This is a genomic window from Prevotella sp. Sow4_E9_plate, from assembly GCF_052116205.1.
Lineage (GTDB): Bacteria > Bacteroidota > Bacteroidia > Bacteroidales > Bacteroidaceae > Prevotella.
This window is the reverse complement of the sequence record NZ_JBQKLN010000003.1, coordinates 77,003-98,229: the sequence shown is the minus strand read 5'-3', so window position 1 is coordinate 98,229 and position 21,227 is coordinate 77,003. Positions and strand designations below refer to the sequence as shown.

The following is a 21,227-nucleotide window of genomic DNA, read 5'->3' as shown; positions in this document are numbered from 1 at the left end:
CACTCCTCACCTCATTTTCTTGCAAAATTAATGCAAATAAAAGACAAAACAAAATAAATAAGCCTTTTTTATACTTTTAAACACTTTTACTTGGTATGAACCGCATTTTTTTACTATCTTTGCAGCATATTGAAACAACAACAAACGATTTTATGAAAAAATTACTCCTAGGACTATTATGTACTATTACTTTTGGTGCATACGCAAATCCGGCAGACGATCTTCTGAATCGCATAGACAAGGGAGCTGCTGCCAAGTTCAAGACAATACTTGTCAAGTCTGACAAAGATTTCTTCGAGATAGACCAAGCTAGAAGCGGAAAGAATGCAACAGCATCCCAATCTGCCGGTAGAAACAATCCCATAATCATCCGGGGCAACTCCTGGGTGAATATTGCCGTGGGCATCAACTGGTATCTGAAGCATTATGCCGGCATCCATATCACATGGAACAGCATGAACACCAAACTGCCAGCAGTACTGCCAGCCGTCAAGCAGAAGGAGCGCCACGAGACCGACCTCAAACTGCGCTACGATTTCAACTACTGTACCTTCTCCTACACGATGGCTTTCTGGGACTGGAACCGATGGCAGAAAGAAATAGACTGGATGGCGCTTCACGGCATCAACATGCCACTTGCAGCCGTGGGCACAGAATGCGTGTGGCGCAACATGCTCCTGAAACTGGGATATTCAGAAGAAGAAGTGGGCAAGTTCATCGCCGGACCCGCTTTCCTTGCCTGGTGGGAGATGAACAACCTGGAAGGTTGGGGAGGTCCGCTTCCATTGAGCTGGTATAAGCAGCAGGAAACTCTCCAGAAGAAGATTCTTGCCAGAATGAAGGAGATGGGAATGAAACCTGTCTTGCCTGGCTATTGCGGTATGGTGCCTCACGATGCCAAAGAGAGATTGGGGTTGAACGTGACGGATGCCGGCAAGTGGAACGGTTACCAGCGCCCTGCCAACCTCTCTCCTACCGATAGCAGATTTACAGAAATCGCCGACCTATATTATAAGGAACTGACCAAGCTCTACGGAAAATCAGATTTCTATTCGATGGATCCTTTCCACGAGAGCGGTGACGATGCAGCCGTGGATTATGCCAAAGCAGGAAAGGCACTGATGAGTGCAATGAAGCGTGCTAACCCAAAAGCCATCTGGGTGGTACAGGGATGGAACGAAAATCCTCGCCCTCAGATGATTGAAGACTTAAAGGTAGGCGACATCCTGGTGCTCGACCTCTTCTCCGAATGCCGTCCGATGTTTGGCGGTCCCAGCATTCTGAAGCGCGATGGTGGTTACGGCAAGCACCAGTGGCTCTTCTGTATGCTGGAGAATTTCGGTGGCAATGTGGGTCTGCATGGAAGAATGGACCAGCTGCTGAACAACTTCTATCTGGCAACGGGGAAAAAGGACACCCAAAAACAAGAGAATTCTTCACTCCTCACTCTTCACTCTTCACTTAAGGGATGGGGCTTCACGATGGAAGGTTCAGAAAACAACCCTGTGATGTTTGAACTGATGAGCGAACTGCCTTGGCGTGCCGAGAAGACTACCAAGGAAGACTGGCTCAAGGAATACTGCTATGCCCGATATGGGGTACACGATGCAACCATCGAGAAAGCATGGACAATTCTGGCTCAGAGCATCTACAACTGTCCGATGGGCAACAACCAGCAGGGTCCTCACGAGAGCATCTTCTGCGGACGCCCTTCGTTAAACAACTTCCAGGTTTCCAGCTGGTCGAAGATGCGCAACTATTACGACCCGGAGGATACCCGGCAGGCAGCCATTCTCTTTGCCAGCGTAGCAGACAAATACCGTGGCAACAACAACTATGAGTATGATCTGGTAGATATCTGCCGCCAGGCACTTGCCGACCAGGGGCGCAAACAGTACTGGAAAGCCATTGCAGACTATCATTCCTTCTCCCGTAAGGAGTTTGACAAGGATGCTGACCGTTTCCTGAAGATGATTCTTCTACAGGACCAACTGCTCGGTACCCGTCCAGAATTCCGTCTGGGACATTGGATAGAGGAAGCACGCAACCTGGGCAAGACCGCTGAAGAGAAAGACCTCTACGAATGGAATGCCCGCGTACAGATTACCACCTGGGGCAACCGTGTCTGCGCAGACGACGGCGGGCTACGGGATTATGGACACAAGGAATGGCAAGGTTTGCTGAAGGATTTCTACTACAAGCGATGGAGTACCTATATGAAAGCACTCGCCGACCAGATGGCAGCTTGCACCAACATCGATTACGATGCCTTGGGCAGTGGCAAGAATGCAGGAAAAACATCCGCAGAGCTCTTCCAGCTGGCATTGCCTAGCGCACCGAAAATCGACTGGTATGCGCTGGAGGAACCATGGACCCTGCAGAAGAATCCATACTCTTCAAAGCCAGAAGGGAACACTGTGGATGTAGCAAAAGAAGTCATTCATTTCATCAAGTAATTCGTGAAAGTCATCAAGTAATATATGAACAGATTAAAATCACTCGACGTGATGCGAGGACTCACCGTAGCCCTCATGATATTGGTTAACAATGGCGGGGAGCACAACTACAGCTTTCTGGAGCATAGCAAGTGGAATGGTCTCACACCGTGCGACCTTGTCTTCCCGTTCTTCCTCTTCATGGTGGGAATGTCAACCTTCATATCCCTGAAGAAGACAGAGTTCAAGCCCTCAGCCCACGTCTATAGAAAGATAGCCAAGCGAACCATCCTACTCTTCCTCATCGGTTTGGGTATCAACTGGTTTGACATGATATGCAGTGGAGATGCACTAGACTTTGCCCACCTGCGAATATGGGCAGTATTGCAGCGTATAGCCATCTGCTACGGAGTCGTGGCCCTGCTCGCCATCACCCTGAACCATCGCTATTTCATCCATACCATCATCGGATTACTCGTAGTTTATATGGGCATTCTGGTGTTTGGCAATGGCTATGCATACGATGCATCCACCAATATCCTGGCACAGGTAGACCGCAGCATTTTCGGCATCAACCATCTCTATCAAAGAAGTCCGGTAGACCCGGAAGGATTACTGAGCACGATTCCATCCATCGCCCATACGATGATAGGATTCCTCTGCTGCAAGTACATTTCCGTAGCAGGTCAGACCGTAGATTCGAAGATCAAGGTATTGAAGGTGGCAGGTCTCGTGATGGTAGCTCTAGGCTTCGGACTCTCCCTGATTGGTTTCGGCATCAACAAGCGCATCTGGAGTCCCAGCTACGTATTCGTAACCTGCGGATTCGCCTCCTGGATATTGGGCATCCTGTTGCAGTTTATCGACAACAAGCCGAGCAGCAAGGACAACATCCTGACCAAGGGTCTGCTTGCCTTTGGCATGAATCCGCTTTTTCTCTATGTGATGAGCGAGGCACTTGCCATCCTCTTTGGAAGTTTTGACATCAAGGCAGAGATTTTCATTGGCATCCAGAGCGTCATCAGTGATGAGTATGTAGCATCGCTCACCTACGCCCTCTTCTTTGTAGCTATCCACGCAGCAATGGGTATCTGGATGTATCACCGAAAAATCTTCATCAAACTATAGGCTTGCGCAACATTTGCATAGATAAATTACCTTATTGTATTAAAAAGCATAAAAATAGGGCAAGAGTTCGAAAAATTATTTGTATTTTTGCACCAACAAAAAGAAAACAAATAGATATATCTAAATAAAGTATGAACATTTTAGAGTTAAGCGAACAGGAAATCGTTCGCAGACAAAGTCTTCAGACATTGCGCGAGATGGGCATCGACCCATACCCAGCAGCAGAGTTTCCAACCAATGCATTCAGCACTGACATCAAAGCTGAGTTTAAGGACGAGGACGAGCCACGCCAGGTAGTTATCGCTGGCCGTATGATGGGTCGCCGCGTAATGGGTAAAGCCAGTTTCGCTGAGTTGCAGGACTCAAAGGGAAGAATCCAGGTTTACATCGCCCGCGACGAGATTTGTCCAGACGAGAACAAGGACCTTTACAATACAGTATTCAAGAAGCTTCTCGATATCGGTGACTTCATCGGTGTAAAGGGTTTCGTTTTCCGCACACAGACTGGCGAAATTTCAGTTCACGCCAAGGAGTTGTGCCTGCTCTCCAAGAGCTTGAAGCCACTCCCAATCGTGAAGTACAAGGATGGTGTGGCTTACGACAAGTTCGACGACCCAGAGTTGCGTTACCGTCAGCGCTACGTTGACCTCATCGTAAACGATGGTGTGAAGGAAACCTTCCTGCAGCGTGCCACTGTGCTCCGAACTCTCCGCAGCGTACTTGACAACGCTGGTTATACAGAGGTAGAGACTCCTACCCTGCAGAGCATTGCCGGTGGTGCTTCAGCCCGTCCATTCATCACCCACTTCAACGCACTCGATCAGGATATGTACATGCGTATCGCTACCGAGCTTTATCTGAAGCGCCTCATCGTAGGTGGTTTCGAGGGTGTTTATGAAATCGGCAAGAACTTCCGCAACGAGGGTATGGACCGCAACCACAACCCTGAGTTTACCTGTATGGAGCTTTATGTTCAGTACAAGGACTACAACTGGATGATGGCTTTCACAGAGAAGTTGCTCGAAACCATCTGTATCGCCGTAAACGGCAAGCCAGAGCGCGAGATTGATGGCAACATCATCAGCTTCAAGGCTCCATATCGCCGTCTGCCTATCCTCGATGCAATCAAGGAAAAGACCGGTTTCGACTGCAACGGCAAGACCGAGGAAGAGATCCGCGCATTCTGCAAGGAGAAGGGCATGGACGTAGATGAGACCATGGGTAAGGGTAAGTTGATTGATGAGCTCTTCGGTGAGTTCTGCGAGGGTACATTCCTCCAGCCAACCTTCATCACCGACTATCCTGTAGAGATGTCTCCATTGACCAAGATGCACCGTTCAAAGCCAGGCTTGACCGAGCGTTTCGAGTTGATGGTAAACGGTAAGGAGCTTGCCAATGCATACTCTGAGCTCAACGACCCAATCGACCAGGAAGAGCGTTTCATCGACCAGATGAAGCTTGCCGACAAGGGTGATGATGAGGCAATGATCATCGATCAGGACTTTCTCCGTGCCCTGCAGTACGGTATGCCTCCAACATCAGGTATCGGTATCGGTATCGACCGCTTAGTCATGTTGATGACCGGCAAGACCTTCATCCAGGAAGTACTGTTCTTCCCACAGATGAAACCAGAGAAGAAGATGCCACAGAGCACCATCAAGGAATGGGCAGAGATTGGCGTGCCAGAGGATTGGGCATACGTGCTCCGCAAGGCAGGTTTCAACCTCATCTCTGATATCCGTGAAGAGAAAGCACAAGGCTTGCAGCAGAAGATTGGAGAAATCAACAAGAAGTACAAGCTCGGCTACGAGAAGCCTTCTGTTGATGACATCCAGGGCTGGATTGATGCAGCAAATGCTTAATTGATAATGCATAATTAATAATGTATAATTAATAAAGAGTTCCGGCTTTTTATTAGTTATACATTATATCTACAAACAAAGGCGAAAGCCTCATTATACATTATTAATTATTAATTTTTAATTTATAAATTCATTCGAAGTGTATAACTGCGGTAAAATAGCGATTATTGGCGGCGGTAGCTGGGCTACGGCAATAGCCAAGATTGTGGTGGGGCATACTCATCACATAGGCTGGTATATGCGTCGCAATGACCGCATCGAAGACTTCAAGCGCATGGGGCATAACCCAGCCTATCTGATGTCGGCACGATTCAACGTAGATGAGATTTTCTTCTCTTCCGATATCAACAAGATAGTGCAGAACTACGATACGCTCGTATTCGTAACCCCATCGCCATACCTCAAGAATCATCTCAAGAAACTCAAGACTCGCATCAGCGACAAGTTTATTATCACAGCCATCAAGGGTATTGTGCCAGATGAGAACCTCGTTTGCTCAGAATATTTCCATCAGGTATACGATGTTCCTTACGAGAATCTGGCATGTATCGGTGGACCTTCTCATGCCGAAGAGGTAGCGCTGGAACGATTGAGCTATCTCACAGTGGGCTGCAGTGATACAGACAAGGCGCGTGCCTTTGCCAACGACTGTCTGGCAAGCGAGTTTATCAAGACCAAGACTTCGAGCGACGTGGTTGGTATCGAATACTCTTCGGTGCTGAAAAACGTATATGCCATTGCTGCAGGTATCTGTGGCGGTTTGAAGTATGGAGACAATTTCCAGGCGGTACTCATGTCAAACGCTGTTCAGGAGATGCATCGCTTCCTTACAGCCGTCCACCCTATCGAACGTAGTATGTACGACTCGGTATATCTGGGCGACCTGCTCGTGACGGGTTACAGCAACTTCTCCCGCAACCGTACCTTCGGAACCATGATAGGTAAAGGCTACAGCGTGAAGAGTGCGCAGATAGAGATGGAGATGATTGCCGAGGGATACTTTGGTACGAAGTGTATGAAGGAAATCAATCGCCACATGCACGTCAACATGCCAATCCTCGATGCCGTATATAATATATTGTATGAACGCATCAGTCCACAAATAGAGATAAAACTTTTAACAGATTCATTTAGATAAATGGTAAAATGAAAAGTATCAGCTTAAACATTACAAAGGCTGCATCATTCCTCGCTGAGGGTGCAGTAAAGGCTTACGAGCCTAAGGTAAAGGCCGCTCAGGAAGCTCTTGAGAACGGCACTTGTGAAGGTAACGATTTCCTGGGATGGTTGCATTTGCCATCTTCTATCACTCCTGAGTTCCTCGATGAGATTCAGTCTGTTGCCAACACATTGCGTGAGAAGTGTGAAGTTGTTGTTGTTGCAGGTATCGGTGGTAGCTACCTCGGTGCTCGCGCCGTTATCGAAGGCCTCGGTAACTCTTTTGCTTGGCTCCTAAACGACAAGAAGAACCCTACTATCCTCTTCGCAGGTAACAATATCGGTGAGGACTACCTCTTCGAGTTGACTTCTTACTTGAAGGACAAGAAGTTTGGTGTCATCAACATCTCTAAGTCTGGTACCACAACTGAGACAGCTCTTGCTTTCCGTCTTTTGAAGAAGCAGTGCGAGGATCAGCGTGGCAAGGACGAGGCTAAGGATGTTATCGTAGCCGTTACCGACGCTAAGAAGGGTGCTGCCCGCACTTGCGCTGACAAGGAGGGTTACAAGAGTTTCATCATCCCAGACAACGTGGGTGGTCGCTTCTCTGTCTTGACTCCAGTAGGTCTGTTGCCTATCGCAGTAGCTGGTTTCGATGTAAAGCAGCTCGTTGCCGGTGCAGCTGAAATGGAGAAGGCTTGCGGCAAGGACGTAGCTTTCGAGGAGAACCCTGCTGCCATCTATGCAGCTACACGTCAGGCTCTCTACACTCAGGCTGGCAAGAAGATTGAGATTGTATGCAACTTCCAGCCAAAGCTTCACTACTTTGCTGAGTGGTGGAAGCAGCTCTATGGTGAGAGCGAGGGTAAGGACCAGAAGGGTATCTTCCCAGCAGCTTGCGACTTCACTACCGACCTTCACTCTATGGGTCAGTGGATTCAGCAGGGCGAGCGCTCTATCTTCGAGACTGTTATCAGCGTTGAGACTCCTAACGAGAAGCTGCTCTTCCCACACGACGATGAGAACCTCGACGGTTTGAACTTCCTCGAGGGCAAGCGTGTTGATGAGGTTAACAAGATGGCTGAGCTCGGTACACGTCTGGCTCACGTTGACGGTGGTGTTCCTAACATCCTGGTTAACGTGCCTGAGTTGAACGCTTACTACCTTGGTCAGCTGATCTACTTCTTCGAGAAGGCTTGCGGTATCAGCGGTCTCTTGGAAGAGGTGAACCCATTCAACCAGCCAGGTGTTGAGGCTTACAAGAAGAACATGTTCGCATTGCTCAACAAGCCAGGTTATGAGGCAGAGAGCAAGGCTATCCAGGAGCGTCTGGCTAACGAGAAATAATATATATTTTAGGAGTTAAAGGAGTTAAGACAAATGCTTTTCTCCTAGAAAAACAGAGAGAGGACATAAGATTATAAACTATTGTCTTAACTTCTCAACTTCTTTAACTCCTTAACTCCTTCAAATTTTATGAAAGATATTATTTCAAAATACTTAAAAGACCACGGCTTTGGGGAATTCAACCCTAAAGCCGTTCTTTTTGATATGGATGGCGTATTATATAATAGTATGCCCAATCATGCCGTGGCATGGCAGGAGTCAATGAAGCAGTTCGATATCCACATGACTGCCGCCGATGCCTATGCCACCGAGGGAGCCCGAGGCATCGATACCATCCAGATGATGGTGAAGAAGCAGAAGGGTATCGACATCTCCCTGGATGAAGCGCAGAAGATGTATGATGTGAAGACCGACATCTTCCATTCCATGCCAACCGCCGAGATATTCCCTGGCGTGAAGGAAATCATGCAGAAGATCAAGGATGCAGGAATGCAGGTGGGAGTAGTTACCGGTAGCGGTCAGCGTCCACTCATCCTGAGACTCCTCAACGACTTCGGCGAATACCTAGACGAAGCGCATATCGTAACCGCATACGATGTGAAGCGCGGCAAGCCAAATCCTGATCCATACCTGATGGGATTGCAGAAGGCTGGCGACTTGAAACCATGGGAAGGTATCGTGGTAGAGAATGCTCCATTGGGCGTGCGTGCCGGTGTAGCTGCCAACATCTTCACAGTGGCTATCAATAGCGGTCCATTGCCAGATAAGGAACTCGCTGATAAAGGTAGCAATCTGCTCTATCATCAGATGACCGAGTTCTGCGCAGAATTTGAGCAACTCATATCTACAGCCAAACAGATTGCTACAGGCAATACTCCAAACGTGTAAGTAACCCAATTACTTACACGTTTTTCTTTTATGAAAATAAAAACAAATAAACACAAAAAAATGTAACGACCATAACAATGATGTTTTTTATCACTATCTTTGAAGGCAACTACCTGGTATCCAGCTAACCGTGACTACTTCCGTGGCGGCGGTGTCCTGCCACCTTTGCAGGCATCCATCATCGACATGCATACCGTATTCGGAATGCCATCCACCAACGTATCGTTCATCCTCCCATTCATCTGTTTCGTGGTGATTGCCATCTACGGATTCCGCACCAAGTTGCGTAGCATAGGAAAGTTATTGGGTTAATTCTTTCAATAAACAACAAAAAAAGCTGTGTTCATCTACGGATAAACACAGCTTTTTTTGAATTATGTTAAGTGATTTATAACCCATAAAACCTAGATGGTGATTTCTCCCGAACCGTAGCAGCGATGATGATTTTCATCATAAACTACGCAGAATTGGCCAGGAGCTACACCATGAATTGCCTCTTCAGAATGAATCATCCATCTGCCATCATCGAGTTTTTCGATAGTAGCAGGATGATACTCCGGTGTATGTCGAATCTTGAAGGTTACCTTCTGCATCGCCACTTCCCTGGTAAGGAAATGGAAGTCCTGCAATGGGAAATCCTTCTTATAAGCCGTCTGAGGGTCATAACCATGACTTACATACAGAATATTGTTCTCCACATCCTTCTTGATGACGAACCAAGGACCGCCACCAAAGCCCAATCCCTTGCGCTGACCGATGGTATGGAACCACAATCCCTTATGTTCGCCAATGCGCTTTCCGGTCTCCATCTCAATCACATCGCCAGAGTTCTCGCCCAGATATCTGCGGATGTAATCATTATAGTTAATCTGCCCCAGAAAGCAGATTCCTTGACTATCTTTGCGCTTGGCATTGATGAGATGTTCCTCTTCTGCTATTTCACGAATTTCGTTTTTGATGTGATGACCGATAGGGAAAATCGCTTTTTTCAATTGCCAGCTCTCTATCTGAGCCAGAAAATCGGTCTGATCCTTTACGGGGTCAGGACTCGTAACAAGCCATTTATCGCCATTTTCGTCTGTTTCAGTCTGCGCATAATGGCCGGTTGCGATGAGATCATAGTGATGCCCCATCTTCTCATCGAACGCACCGAACTTGATGAGTCTGTTGCACATCACATCAGGATTTGGAGTGAATCCCGCCTTCACCTTGTCCATGGTATAGCGGGTCACCTCGTTCCAGTATTCCTGATGACAGTCAACAACTTCCAGCTTACAGCCATACTTTCGAGCCACGGCAGTAGCCATCTCCAGATCTTCCTCAGAGGAACAGTCCCATTCCTCCTTCTCTTCCGGACCAATCTTGATATAGAAGCAGTCAGGATGCAAGCCCAGTCGGGCAAACTCCCAGACCACCACCGAACTATCCACGCCACCCGAAAGCAGCACAGCCACCCGCTTGTCCTCTACCTCGGCAAGGAAGTGCTCATCTCTGGTCTCCAATTCTTTCTCTCTTGGAGTATCTGTCAATATATTATCCATTTTCTATTCACTATTATTCAAAACTGAAGGCAAAGTTACAATAAATTCCGGAAAATATGCCCTAATTCCTCTTAAAAATCCATTATTTCCCCAAAAAGTCCACCATTTTTCACCATTCTCCGTTTCCATTTGCCATTTCTTCTATTGAAATTCCCTATAGCCAAAATCGACTCATTCCAACACCAATGCTTTTCTACTTTCGATTTTATCTATACCTTTGCAATCGAAAATCAGAGAGATGCAAGTATGGTAAAAAACTATAACAAGCATCAAAGACGGAAAAAGTAGTTATGACAAAAGAGCAATAACGAATAATTGTAGAAATAAACATCATATAATATAAGAACATGGATATCTTAAAAAATCTGTTTTACGGCTTCCCTGATCTGTGGGGAGGCGGTGTAGCCCACTCAGTAATGATCCTGGCATTGGTCATTACCCTGGGTTTAAGTTTAGGAAAGTTGAGAGTAAAGGGAGTTTCTCTCGGATTGGCATGGATTCTTTTCATCGGCCTCATCTTCGGTCATTACTCTCTCAATCTCGATGAGCACCTGCTTCACTTCCTTAAGGAGTTTGGCTTGATTCTCTTCGTTTATTCCATCGGTCTGGAAGTGGGTCCAGGTTTCTTCGCTTCCTTCAAGAATGGCGGCAAGAGTCTCAACCTGCTCAGCATCATCGTCATTGCACTGAGCATCATCACTACCCTCGCCATCTTCTCCTTCTCAGGAACATCCATCACTTCTATGGCCGGTATTCTCTCAGGTGCTGTTACCAACACCCCTGGACTCGGTGCAGCACAGCAGGCTTTCAGCGACCTCCGTCACATCGATGCTCCTTCTATCGCAGCAGGATATGCCATCGCTTATCCTATGGGTGTACTGGGCGTCATTCTTTCCTTTATTATATTAAGGTATGCGCTGCGTATTGACAAGAGCGAAGAGGAAGCTGCAGCCAAGCGCGGTATGGGACACCTGGAGACGATGACCCTCAACACCTTCTCTATCCAGGTAACCAACCAGATGGTATTCGGCGACAGCATCAAGCAGATTCGCGACATCCTGAAGCGCGACTTCATGGTTTCAAAGATTATCCGCAAGAACAGCGACAAGCGCGATGAGGTAGTGAATGGCCGTACTATCATCGAAGAGGGAGATATCCTTCAGATTGTGGCTCACCCTACCGTAGAAGAGCCTATCACGGCATTGCTCGGCGAGAAAGTACAGGTCAGTGAGGAAAAATACGGCAAGGATCTCATCACCCGCCGCATCCGCATCACCAAGCCTGGCATCAACGGCAAGAGCATCAGCCAGCTTCAAATCCGTTCAAGCCTCGGCACCAACATCACCCGTGTGAACCGTAATGGTGTAGACCTGATCGCTACTCCACAGTTGAAGTTGCAGCTGGGCGACCGTGTTACCGTAGTGGGTACAGAGCTTGCCATCGCGCATACAGAGAAGGTATTGGGTAACCAGATGAAGCGCCTCAACTACCCTAATCTGATTCCTATCTTCCTGGGCATCATGCTGGGTTGTATCGTGGCTAACATTCCATTCTTCATCCCTGGCATCAACGAGAACCTGCGTCTCGGATTGACTGGTGGTCCATTGGTAGTAGCTATCCTGATAGGTTACTTCGGTCCGAAGTACAACCTCGTCACCTACAACACCATTTCAGCCAACCTGATGCTCCGTGAGATTGGTCTCTGCATCTTCCTGGCTTGCGTAGGTCTCGGAACAGGCGAACAGTTCATCCAGACTATAGCCACAGAAAGCGGAATGACCTGGATTCTCTACGGTATCGCCATCACCATGATTCCTATCATCGTCGGCGGCATCATCGGAAGATATGTGTTCCACATCAACTATTACACATTGCTCGGAGTATTGGCAGGTGCCAACACCAACCCATCTGCCCTGGCTTACGTCCGTGAGCAGACTTCGGCAGATGCACCATCTGTGGGCTATGCGAATGTTTATCCATTTGCCATGTTCCTCAGAATCGTTACTATTCAGATTATTATTTTCGTATTCGGATAAATAAAATATATGGAAGAAAAAAACATGAAGACCTGCGACTGCGCAGAGAAAGGCATTGACAACTACAACTGCAAGGAAATAGCAGAAACAGAACTGAGAAGAAAACTCGACCTGTTGTTACGCACTGGCAGCATCCTTATGGAGAGTGCTGCCGACACATCACGCATCATGCGAACGATGAAGCGTGCAGCAGCTTTCCTCGGACTCGACGAGCGCTACATGCACCTCTACATCAATTGGAATGTGCTGATGGTGAACTACAGCGACGAGGAGCATTCCTTCTCCAAGTTCCAGCGCTGCGAGAAACATGGCATCAACCTTACCTCTATCTCTCAGGTAAGCAAGCTCACCTGGCAGGCCATCAAGGAGAACTATTCTCTCGAACAGTATGAGCAGGCCCTGAACGATATCAAGGCCACTCCACGCAGCTTCACTCCTTGGCAGGTAGCCATCGGCGGTGGATTCGCCTGCGGTGGATTCTGCATCCAGTTCGGTTGCGACTGGCCAGCATTCTTCTTCTGTTCCCTGGCAGCTATCCTGGGCTTCCGTCTGAGAATGTTCCTGCCTACCAAGGGCTGCAACAACTATGTGGCTATCGGTATTTCGGCATTCGTTGCAACGCTGATTGCCTGGTTGACTTCGTTCCTGTCGCTCAATCCAGCCATCTCAGCCGCTCTTCCAAGCTTCATGCATTCAGATACCCCTTGGCATCCATTGATGGCTTGTGCCCTCTTCATCGTGCCGGGAGTTCCATTGATAAACTTTGTGAGCGATATGCTCGACGGATATATAGAGGTGGGAATGGTGCGCGCACTCAACACGCTGCTGATGATCTTTGCCATGGCGTTCGGTATCGCCTTCGCCATCCAGGTATGCCACATCGACAACTTCGTGAAGGATCTTACGATGACTCCTCACCACGAATACTGGGAGTTCGCCATCGCGGCAGCCGTATCAGCCATGGGCTTCTCTACCATCTTCAGCATTCCTAGACGCCTGTTGCCAGTTGTGGCTGTGGGCGGCATCATCGCCGTTTGCTTCCGCAACTTCGTCAACCTGGGTCCATCCAATGGCAACATCGGTCTCGACATGGGCCTGAGCATCGGTTCGCTTGCCGGTTCTGCACTCATCAGCGTCATCGTCATCAAGGCACGCCACTGGTTCCACACCCCTCACCAGTGCATCACCATTCCTAGCGTGATCCCAATGGTACCTGGAGTATTGATGTATCGCGCCCTCTTTGCCTTCATCGACATGCACGGTGTGGTAGGCGAGGTAACCGTGGGTATGAACAACCTGATCAAGGCTTCGCTCGCCATCATCTGCATCGCCCTGGGTGTTGCAATTCCAAACGTCTTCTTCCGCCGCTTCATCGCCGACAACCGCAAGCGCAAGCTCCTCAATATGCTGGTGGAGAGAAAGAAGAAGAATGGCGAGTTTGTGGATTTGCACGAAGTGGAAATCAAGTAATGCAGGATTGGAAATTTGAGAATATGGGATATTTTTTATCCCAAATTCTTGGATTTCGAAATAAATACATTATCTTTGCAGCGGAAACAAGCTATCGACTATCTCTGAAACCGATAGCCTTAAAAAAGGAAAATAATGGAAATACGACAACTGAAATACTTCTTGAAGGTAGCCGAGACGCTCAATTTCTCGGAGGCATCGCGCAAGCTCTACATCACGCAGAGCACCCTCTCGCAGCAGATTTCGCATCTGGAGCAGGAGATTGGATTGCCACTCTTCGAGCGAAACTCGCATGAGGTTTATCTTACAGAAGCAGGAAAGGAACTCCTGCCTTACGCTCAGAATGCGGTAAACTGCACCATGGCATGCGTTGACCACATGAACGACCTGAAGGAGATGCTCACCGGCGAACTGAACATCGGCGTTACCTACTCCTTCAGCAACATCATGGCAGAGACGCTCATCGCCTTCCTCCACGCGTATCCTCACGTGAAGCTGAACATCCAGTACCGTTCGATGCAGGAGCTGATGGACGGCTTGAAGAAGCGTGAACTCGACCTGGCGCTTACCTTCAAGCCACTCAAGACAGACAAGGCGATAGACAGCCGTGCCATCTTCAGCAACCGTCTGGCGGCAATCGTGAACGAGAACCATCCCCTGGCGCGTCTTTCATCCATCAAGCTCTCAGAACTGGAACGCTACGACCTCATCCTTCCATGCAAGGGTCTGCAGGCTCGCAACGCCTTCGACTATCTGATAGACGGCAAGGACCTCGATTTCAAGATCATGGTAGAAGTAAATAATGTGAACATCATCTTCGACCTCCTGCATCGCAGCAATCTGGTCAGTGTGCTCTCAGAATCAACCACCATCCTGGAAAAAGGCATGAGAGCGATTCCGATAGATGCTGCCGACAACGAGATGGATGGCTGCATCCACATCCTGAAGGATGCCTACATGAAGAACTCTGCCCAGGAATTTATCCGCATGCTGAGCCAGAGCACCAGTATCCTCGCCAACTTTGCGCTGAAGGATATCTTAAGATAAAACAGAAATTAAAGGGAAAGGTTATAATTCAATCTAAAAAAAGGCTGTCTCCGACATCATTGCGGAGGCAGCCTCGTATTTTATATATACCATTCATTCCGAAAGAAAAGTTTATTTCTTTCTGGCGATAATTATCGTTACACCAGCCAGGATGGCGAGGATGCCGATGGCTAGCTGCAGGGAGAAGCTCTCGCCAAAGATGCAGACACCGATGATGACTGCCGTTACTGGCTCCAGGGCACCCATGATGGCAGCTGGCGTACTGCCGATGAGATTGATGGAGATGGTCATGAAGAAAAGCGACAATACCGTTGGCAGCAACGCTAGCTGAGCAGCATAGATCCAATGCATCGGAGTGTGAAGCATCTGGATTTTCTCGCCCGCAATGAACGAATAGACAAGCATCGTGATGAGTCCGAATACCAGGATATAGAAGGTGAACTTGATGTTCGACATGCCCGGATTCTTCCACTGGTTCACCGAGATGATATAGAGCGCATAAAGCAGGGAAGAACACATCACCAGCGCAAAACCAGCCGTGCTCAACTTGTCGTTGCCGTCACCCTGATAGAGCAAGCCTACACCCGATACAGCCAGCAAGATGGCGAGCGTGGTGGTCCACGTCACCTTCTCATGGAAGAACACCGTCATCAGTATCGCCGTCATGATGGGATAGACGAAGAGGATGGTGCTGGCAATACCTGCCGCCATATAATGGAAACTGACATAAAGCGTAGCTGATGAGAGGGAGAACATACAGCCCAACGTGGCAAGACGGATCAGGTGTCCCCATTTTACCTTAAAGCTCTCCTTTCGGAACAGCATCACCACGGCAAACATCAATACCGCCAGGAGATAGCGATAGATGAGCACCGAACTGGAATTGAATCCGTCACCATAGAGCTCCAACGTACCCAATGGATTGGTTCCATAACACACGGCGGCAACAACTCCCGCCGCAAAGCCTTTCACTTTATTACTGCTTGTCATTTGAATTAAAACGCTTTTTTACCAAGTTTTTCTTATCCCTTATTAATATTTTTATAAATATCTACTCGTTTCGGGCTGCAAAAGTACTGCAAAAAATCGAAATAAGCTAATAAAATCGCATAAATATCTTGTTACAATCGAGAAAAAATGCCCGATTCTTGCACTTTACGAAAATAAATAGTACCTTTGCAATATCTTTTGTACAAAATAAGTCGACTCAATAATATTAACTAAACAATAAACGTTTGTAACTATGGAACAAATTAAAAACGATCAGCTCACTGTTGAGATTTCTTCTCTCGGTGCAGAACTTCAGAGCATCAAGGATGCAAATGGTAACGAATATCTCTGGGATGGTGACCCAGAATACTGGGGACGCCACTCTCCTCTCCTCTTCCCTATCGTAGGTGGATTGTGGAAGGATACCTACCGCATCGACGACAAGGAGTATACACAGCCTCGCCACGGCTTCGGAAAGCTCGTTGACTTCAAGCTCGTTGGCAAGACCGGCGACCGCCTTACCTTCGCATTCATTGACAACGAGGAGACCTTCAAGAACTATCCTTTCCACTTCAATCTCGCTGTTTCATATCGCCTTGCCGGCAACGAACTCCACGTTATCTGGCATGTTGAGAACACCGACGACAAGGTAATCTACTTCCAGATTGGCGGTCACCCTGCATTCAAGGTGCCAGGATGCGAGAAGGGCGAAAAGCTGAAGGCTACCCTGAAGCTCGACAACGAGGCTCCTACCCGCCTCTTCGCTACCATCGGTGGATGCATTGACCCTAACGCACGCGAGACCGTACAGACCGACAACGGTATCCTGGAGGTAACAGACGAGTCGTTCGCTGATGATGCCTACATCTTCGACAAGAGCCAGGTGAAGCAGATTTCCCTGCTCAACGAGAAGGGCGAACCACACGTAACCGTAGAGTTCAAGACCCCTGCCGTTGGTGTATGGAATCCGGGCAACCACGCTCCATTCGTCTGCATCGAACCATGGTTCGGAACCTGCGACTGGGCTGAATATACCGGTGAATTCAAGGATAAGTACATGATGAACAGCCTGCAGCCAGGTGCCAGCTTCATGAGTGAATACATCATCAGAATCGAAAAATAATGGAAGAAAAAGATAATTTGCAGCTCCCCGAAAACGCATTCCGCGAACTCAAGGACGGGGAGGAATATAAGCCGCTGATGTCGCCAGACAAAGTTTATCCGGAGGTGAACGGCTGGTCGGTAACATGGGGTATCGTGATGGCAATCATCTTCTCTGCTGCCGCAGCCTATCTGGGCTTGAAGGTAGGACAGGTGTTTGAAGCAGCCATCCCTATCGCCATCATCGCCGTAGGCGTAAGCACCGCCACCAAGCGAAGCAAGGCACTCGGCGAGAATGTCATCATCCAGAGCATCGGAGCCTGCTCGGGTGCAGTAGTGGCAGGAGCCATCTTTACCCTGCCAGCCATCTACATCCTGCAAGCGAAATATCCTGACATGACTACTTCATTTATGAAGATTTTCATGGCTTCAGCTTTGGGAGGTGTATTGGGAATCCTGTTCCTGATTCCTTTCAGAAAATACTTCGTCAGCGATATGCACGGCAAGTATCCGTTCCCAGAGGCTACAGCCACCACACAGGTATTGGTGAGCGGTGCCAAGGGCGGCGATCAGGCTAAGCCTTTGCTCATTGCGGGTCTGGTAGGTGGTCTATATGACTTCATCGTGGCTAGTCTTGGCTGGTGGAACGAGAATTTCACCTCCCGTGTGGTAAGCCTGGGATGCGATCTCGCAGACAAGGCTAAAATCGTATTCAAGGTGAATACAGGTGCTGCCGTATTGGGTCTGGGATACATCATCGGATTGAAATACGCCTTCTTCACCTGCCTGGGTTCGCTCGTGGTATGGTGGTTGATCGTTCCAGGAATGAGTGTCATTTTTCATGACAGTTTACTCAGCGCATGGGACCCTAGCATCGTGAAGACCGTGGGTGCGATGAGTCCGGAGGAAATCTTCCGTGCCTATGCCCGCAGCATCGGTATCGGTGGTATCGCCATGGCTGGTATCATCGGCATCATCAAGAGCTGGGGCATCATCAAGAGCGCCGTAGGCCTGGCTGCCAAGGAACTGAAGGGCAAGAGCGAGGTAGATGAAAACGTGAAGCGCACCCAGCGCGATATCTCTTTCAAGATTATTGCCATCGGTTCGCTCGTAACCATCCTCGTCACCTTCCTCTTCTTCTGGTTTGGCGTGATGGAGGGCAATCTGCTCTTCGCCATTATCGCCATCCTGCTCGTGGCTGTCATCGCCTTCCTCTTTACTACAGTGGCTGCCAATGCCATCGCCATCGTGGGTTCCAATCCTGTTTCGGGTATGACTCTGATGACGCTCATCTTCGCTTCCGTAGTGATGGTGGCAGTAGGTTTGAAGGGCCCTGGCGGCATGCTGGCTGCATTGATTATGGGTGGTGTGGTTTGCACAGCCCTGTCTGTAGCAGGCTCATTCATTACCGACTTGAAGATAGGTTACTGGCTGGGTACTACGCCTAAGAAGCAGGAGGGATGGAAGTTCCTCGGCACCCTGGTGAGTGCTGCTACCGTGGGCGGTGTGATGATGCTTCTGAACGAGACCTACGGTTTCGCATCGGGCTCTCTCGCAGCTCCTCAGGCTAATGCGATGGCTGCCGTCATCGACCCATTGATGAACGGTGTGGGTGCACCATGGGTGCTCTACGCCATCGGAGCTGTGATTGCCATCGTGCTCACATACTTCAAGATTCCAGCATTGGCTTTTGCCCTGGGTATGTTTATTCCATTGGAATTGAACGTTCCGCTGCTGGTAGGTGGTGCCATCAACTGGTATGTCACATCCCGCAGCAAGGATGCCAAGGTGAATGCTGAGCGTGGCGAAAAGGGTACGCTCATCGCCAGCGGTTTCATTGCCGGTGGAGCCTTGATGGGTGTTGTAAGCGCCCTGTTGAAGTTTGGTGGCATTGAGGCTAGCATCGCTGACAGCTGGTGGGTTAACCCAATGTCAGAGGTTTGCTCGCTCATCGCCTACATCTGTCTGATTGGCTTCTTCATCAGAGCCACAAAGAAATAACCTTTTTACTGACACTGACACTGACAGTTTAAAATTCCGAAGGTAGAAAAGAGTAAGAAGAAAAGTTATATTTATATATATAATATATATATAAATATAAAATATAATTTAACATCCTTTTACCTTTAAAGAGTTACTAGCGGAAAATCGAACTGTCAGTGTCAGTGTCAGTAAACCAACTATGTTTAGAATAGAACTCTATACTTTTCTAACGCTAACTCTATGCTTTCTTATCAACAAAACGATGAGTTAGTTTCGTTAACATTTGTTTTTTTGGGATTTTGCTAAAAACACCCCCAAAACGGCACACCAAATTTGGCGGTTTCAAAAAAAAGCCATATCTTTGCACCAGGTTTAGAAGAAGACGGCAGGACAAAGGAGAAGGCATAATACAAGAAGAAGACAGGGGCAAGAAAAGGGCATAAAAAGAGGGAACATTCGTGAAGAACATCCCCTTCTGACAGATATCTGAAAAGATTATTATCTGATTACCTTAACCTCACCGTTCTTGCCAATCTTTACAATGCTGGATGGCTGATGAGGTTTGTGCTCCTGACGACGGGTCCAGCAGACATAATCTACAGCCTCGAGAATCTCAGGAGAGATATCGCGATAATTCTGGGCAGCAGGCTCACCACTCACATTGGCACTGGTGCTGACGATTGGCTTCTGGAAACGGTAACAGAGCTGCTTGCTGAATGCCTCATAGGTGACGCGCATAGCCAGCGAACCATCCTCTGCAACAAGATTACTGGCAACGCCTGTGGCATCATCCAGGATGATGGTAGTAGGCTTCACCGGCATGGCTGCATCGATGAAATCCCAAGCCACCTGAGGAACATTACGGAAATAACGCGCCATGCGGTCGGCTGAATCAATGAGACAAATCAGCGCCTTGGAATCATCACGCTTCTTGATCTCATACACTTTCTTTACTGCCTCTGGATTGGTAGCATCGCAACCAATGCCCCAGACGGTATCTGTAGGATAGAGTATCACACCACCCTTGCGCATACACTCCACTGCCTTCTTAATATCTTCTTCTTGTGTCATATTACTTTGAACTTTTAACTTTGAACTTGGAACTTGGAACTTTATGATTACCCTGCGAAGGGTGTTAACTCTCTAGAGAGCTTTACCACTCCTCTCCTGTCTCCTGAGCCTTCTGGCACTCATAATAGGCGATATCCTTCATGCCATTGAGGAATGCAGCGGCATCCATGCGCTTTTTGCCCGAAAGCTGGAGTTCCTCGATATTGAGCCAATGGTCGAGACATGCCACCTGCAACTTCTTCTCGAATACACGCAAGGAACCTACAGGGGCTACACCACGAGAAAACTCTGTGAGACTCGTCTTGAAAATCTTGAGCACCTGAATCTTGGCTGCACTCTTCTGCTGAGCAGGATGAGCGGTTGCCTCCGGCATTTCGCCATCAGCATCATCAAAGATGACAACAGGCGCCTTCTTCTTGATTTCGGTCCAAGAACCTGGATAAGGCGAGAGACCACGGACAAAATCATATACCTGCTTGGCTGGCTTGTGGAAGTCGATACGGCAGGTCTCCTTGAAAATCTTTGGTGCAGACTTCAGTTCCACACCCTCGCCTATCAGCTTCTCCTGAGGCATGGATTCGATATTGCCACCAGCTGCGATGAGCGCATCGATGGTTTCAAGCGCCAAATCGGCTCCCAAGTGCATCAGTCCGTCATAGACATATTCCACATCTGCACTCTCAGGAATAGGGAAACGCTTCTGCATGATGATGCGACCGGTATCGATATCATGGTCGAGGAAGAAAGTAGTAACTCCCGTCTCCTTCTCGCCATTGATGACTGCCCAGTTGATTGGGGCAGCTCCACGATACTGTGGCAGGAGTGCAGCATGAACATTGAAGGTGCCGAACTTAGGCATCGCCCAAACCACCTCAGGCAACATGCGGAAAGCCACTACCACCTGCAGGTCAGCCTGATAAGAGCGAAGCTGCTCTACAAATTCAGGGTCCTTCATCTTCACTGGCTGCAATACCGGCAAACCGTGCTCTACAGCATACTGCTTCACCTGCGAAGGCTGCAACGTATCCTGATGTCTGCCCACAGGCTTGTCTGGCTGAGTAACCACAGCCACTACATTATAACCACCCTCTACCAGGCGCTTGAGGGATTCCACCGCAAACTCCGGGGTTCCCATGAAAACGATTCTTAAATCTTTCTTCTCCATAAAAA

At 48.4% G+C, this 21,227-nt stretch carries 15 protein-coding genes and 1 pseudogene; 12 read left to right on the top strand and 4 right to left on the bottom strand.

From position 1 onward, the window contains the following. Positions 1-152 precede the first annotated feature (152 nt). The 7 genes and pseudogenes from ACTQ53_RS02115 to ACTQ53_RS02085 form a co-directional block, all read left to right on the top strand. A complete protein-coding gene (locus tag ACTQ53_RS02115) occupies positions 153-2,456 on the top strand; it encodes an alpha-N-acetylglucosaminidase (protein ID WP_441931848.1) in 2,304 nt (767 codons plus the stop codon). A 24-nt stretch (positions 2,457-2,480) separates the two neighbouring features. Further along, complete coding sequence (locus ACTQ53_RS02110; RefSeq protein WP_217760425.1) at positions 2,481-3,563, top strand: acyltransferase family protein; 1,083 nt, start codon at positions 2,481-2,483, stop codon at positions 3,561-3,563. A 131-nt stretch (positions 3,564-3,694) separates the two neighbouring features. Further along, a complete protein-coding gene (lysS, locus tag ACTQ53_RS02105; protein ID WP_264950499.1) occupies positions 3,695-5,425 on the top strand; it encodes a lysine--tRNA ligase in 1,731 nt (576 codons plus the stop codon). Between the two features lie 139 nt (positions 5,426-5,564). Then, positions 5,565-6,563, top strand: a complete 999-nt coding sequence (locus tag ACTQ53_RS02100) for an NAD(P)H-dependent glycerol-3-phosphate dehydrogenase (RefSeq protein WP_294969100.1) — start codon at positions 5,565-5,567, stop codon at positions 6,561-6,563. An 8-nt stretch (positions 6,564-6,571) separates the two neighbouring features. Continuing rightward, complete coding sequence (locus ACTQ53_RS02095; RefSeq protein WP_295345841.1) at positions 6,572-7,930, top strand: glucose-6-phosphate isomerase; 1,359 nt, start codon at positions 6,572-6,574, stop codon at positions 7,928-7,930. Between the two features lie 129 nt (positions 7,931-8,059). Continuing rightward, on the top strand, positions 8,060-8,818 hold the full coding sequence (locus ACTQ53_RS02090; RefSeq protein ID WP_441931846.1) for an HAD family hydrolase: 759 nt from the start codon (positions 8,060-8,062) through the stop codon (positions 8,816-8,818). 144 nt (positions 8,819-8,962) lie between these two features. Then, positions 8,963-9,130 (top strand): annotated as a pseudogene (locus tag ACTQ53_RS02085) (L-fucose:H+ symporter permease); the annotation flags it as partial. 92 nt (positions 9,131-9,222) lie between these two features. Here ACTQ53_RS02085 and mnmA read toward each other — a convergent pair. Continuing rightward, positions 9,223-10,359 carry a tRNA 2-thiouridine(34) synthase MnmA gene (mnmA, locus tag ACTQ53_RS02080; RefSeq protein WP_441931844.1) on the bottom strand — a complete coding sequence of 379 codons (1,137 nt, stop codon included), beginning with the start codon at positions 10,357-10,359 and terminating at the stop codon, positions 9,223-9,225. A 347-nt stretch (positions 10,360-10,706) separates the two neighbouring features. Between mnmA and ACTQ53_RS02075 the strand changes: the two genes are divergently transcribed. The 3 genes from ACTQ53_RS02075 to ACTQ53_RS02065 all read left to right on the top strand — a co-directional run bounded on the left by ACTQ53_RS02075 (position 10,707) and on the right by ACTQ53_RS02065 (position 14,912). Beyond that, a complete protein-coding gene (locus ACTQ53_RS02075) occupies positions 10,707-12,395 on the top strand; it encodes a putative transporter (protein ID WP_441931842.1) in 1,689 nt (562 codons plus the stop codon). A gap of 9 nt (positions 12,396-12,404) precedes the next feature. Next, complete coding sequence (locus ACTQ53_RS02070) at positions 12,405-13,865, top strand: threonine/serine exporter family protein (protein ID WP_295345837.1); 1,461 nt, start codon at positions 12,405-12,407, stop codon at positions 13,863-13,865. Positions 13,866-14,000: 135 nt separating this feature from the next. Further along, a complete protein-coding gene (locus tag ACTQ53_RS02065) occupies positions 14,001-14,912 on the top strand; it encodes a LysR family transcriptional regulator (RefSeq protein ID WP_294969115.1) in 912 nt (303 codons plus the stop codon). Between the two features lie 111 nt (positions 14,913-15,023). Here the strand turns inward: ACTQ53_RS02065 and ACTQ53_RS02060 are convergent, their stop codons facing one another. After that, the gene (locus ACTQ53_RS02060) at positions 15,024-15,902 is read right to left on the bottom strand and encodes an EamA family transporter (protein WP_294969118.1); all 879 of its coding nucleotides are present in this window, start codon (positions 15,900-15,902) and stop codon (positions 15,024-15,026) included. Between the two features lie 253 nt (positions 15,903-16,155). Between ACTQ53_RS02060 and ACTQ53_RS02055 the strand changes: the two genes are divergently transcribed. Both ACTQ53_RS02055 and ACTQ53_RS02050 read left to right on the top strand, forming a co-directional pair. Then, positions 16,156-17,025, top strand: coding sequence for an aldose 1-epimerase family protein (locus ACTQ53_RS02055; protein WP_441931841.1), 870 nt, complete (start codon positions 16,156-16,158; stop codon positions 17,023-17,025). Further along, positions 17,025-19,004, top strand: coding sequence for an OPT family oligopeptide transporter (locus ACTQ53_RS02050; protein ID WP_441931840.1), 1,980 nt, complete (start codon positions 17,025-17,027; stop codon positions 19,002-19,004). The genes ACTQ53_RS02055 and ACTQ53_RS02050 overlap by 1 nt, the downstream gene beginning before the upstream one ends. A 480-nt stretch (positions 19,005-19,484) precedes the next feature. On the opposite strand, the gene ACTQ53_RS02045 is transcribed toward ACTQ53_RS02050, so the two are convergent. Both ACTQ53_RS02045 and fmt read right to left on the bottom strand, forming a co-directional pair. Beyond that, positions 19,485-20,057 carry an L-threonylcarbamoyladenylate synthase gene (locus ACTQ53_RS02045; protein ID WP_294969127.1) on the bottom strand — a complete coding sequence of 191 codons (573 nt, stop codon included), beginning with the start codon at positions 20,055-20,057 and terminating at the stop codon, positions 19,485-19,487. An 82-nt stretch (positions 20,058-20,139) separates the two neighbouring features. Continuing rightward, positions 20,140-21,222 carry a methionyl-tRNA formyltransferase gene (gene fmt / locus ACTQ53_RS02040; protein WP_441931839.1) on the bottom strand — a complete coding sequence of 361 codons (1,083 nt, stop codon included), beginning with the start codon at positions 21,220-21,222 and terminating at the stop codon, positions 20,140-20,142. Positions 21,223-21,227: the final 5 nt, after the last annotated feature.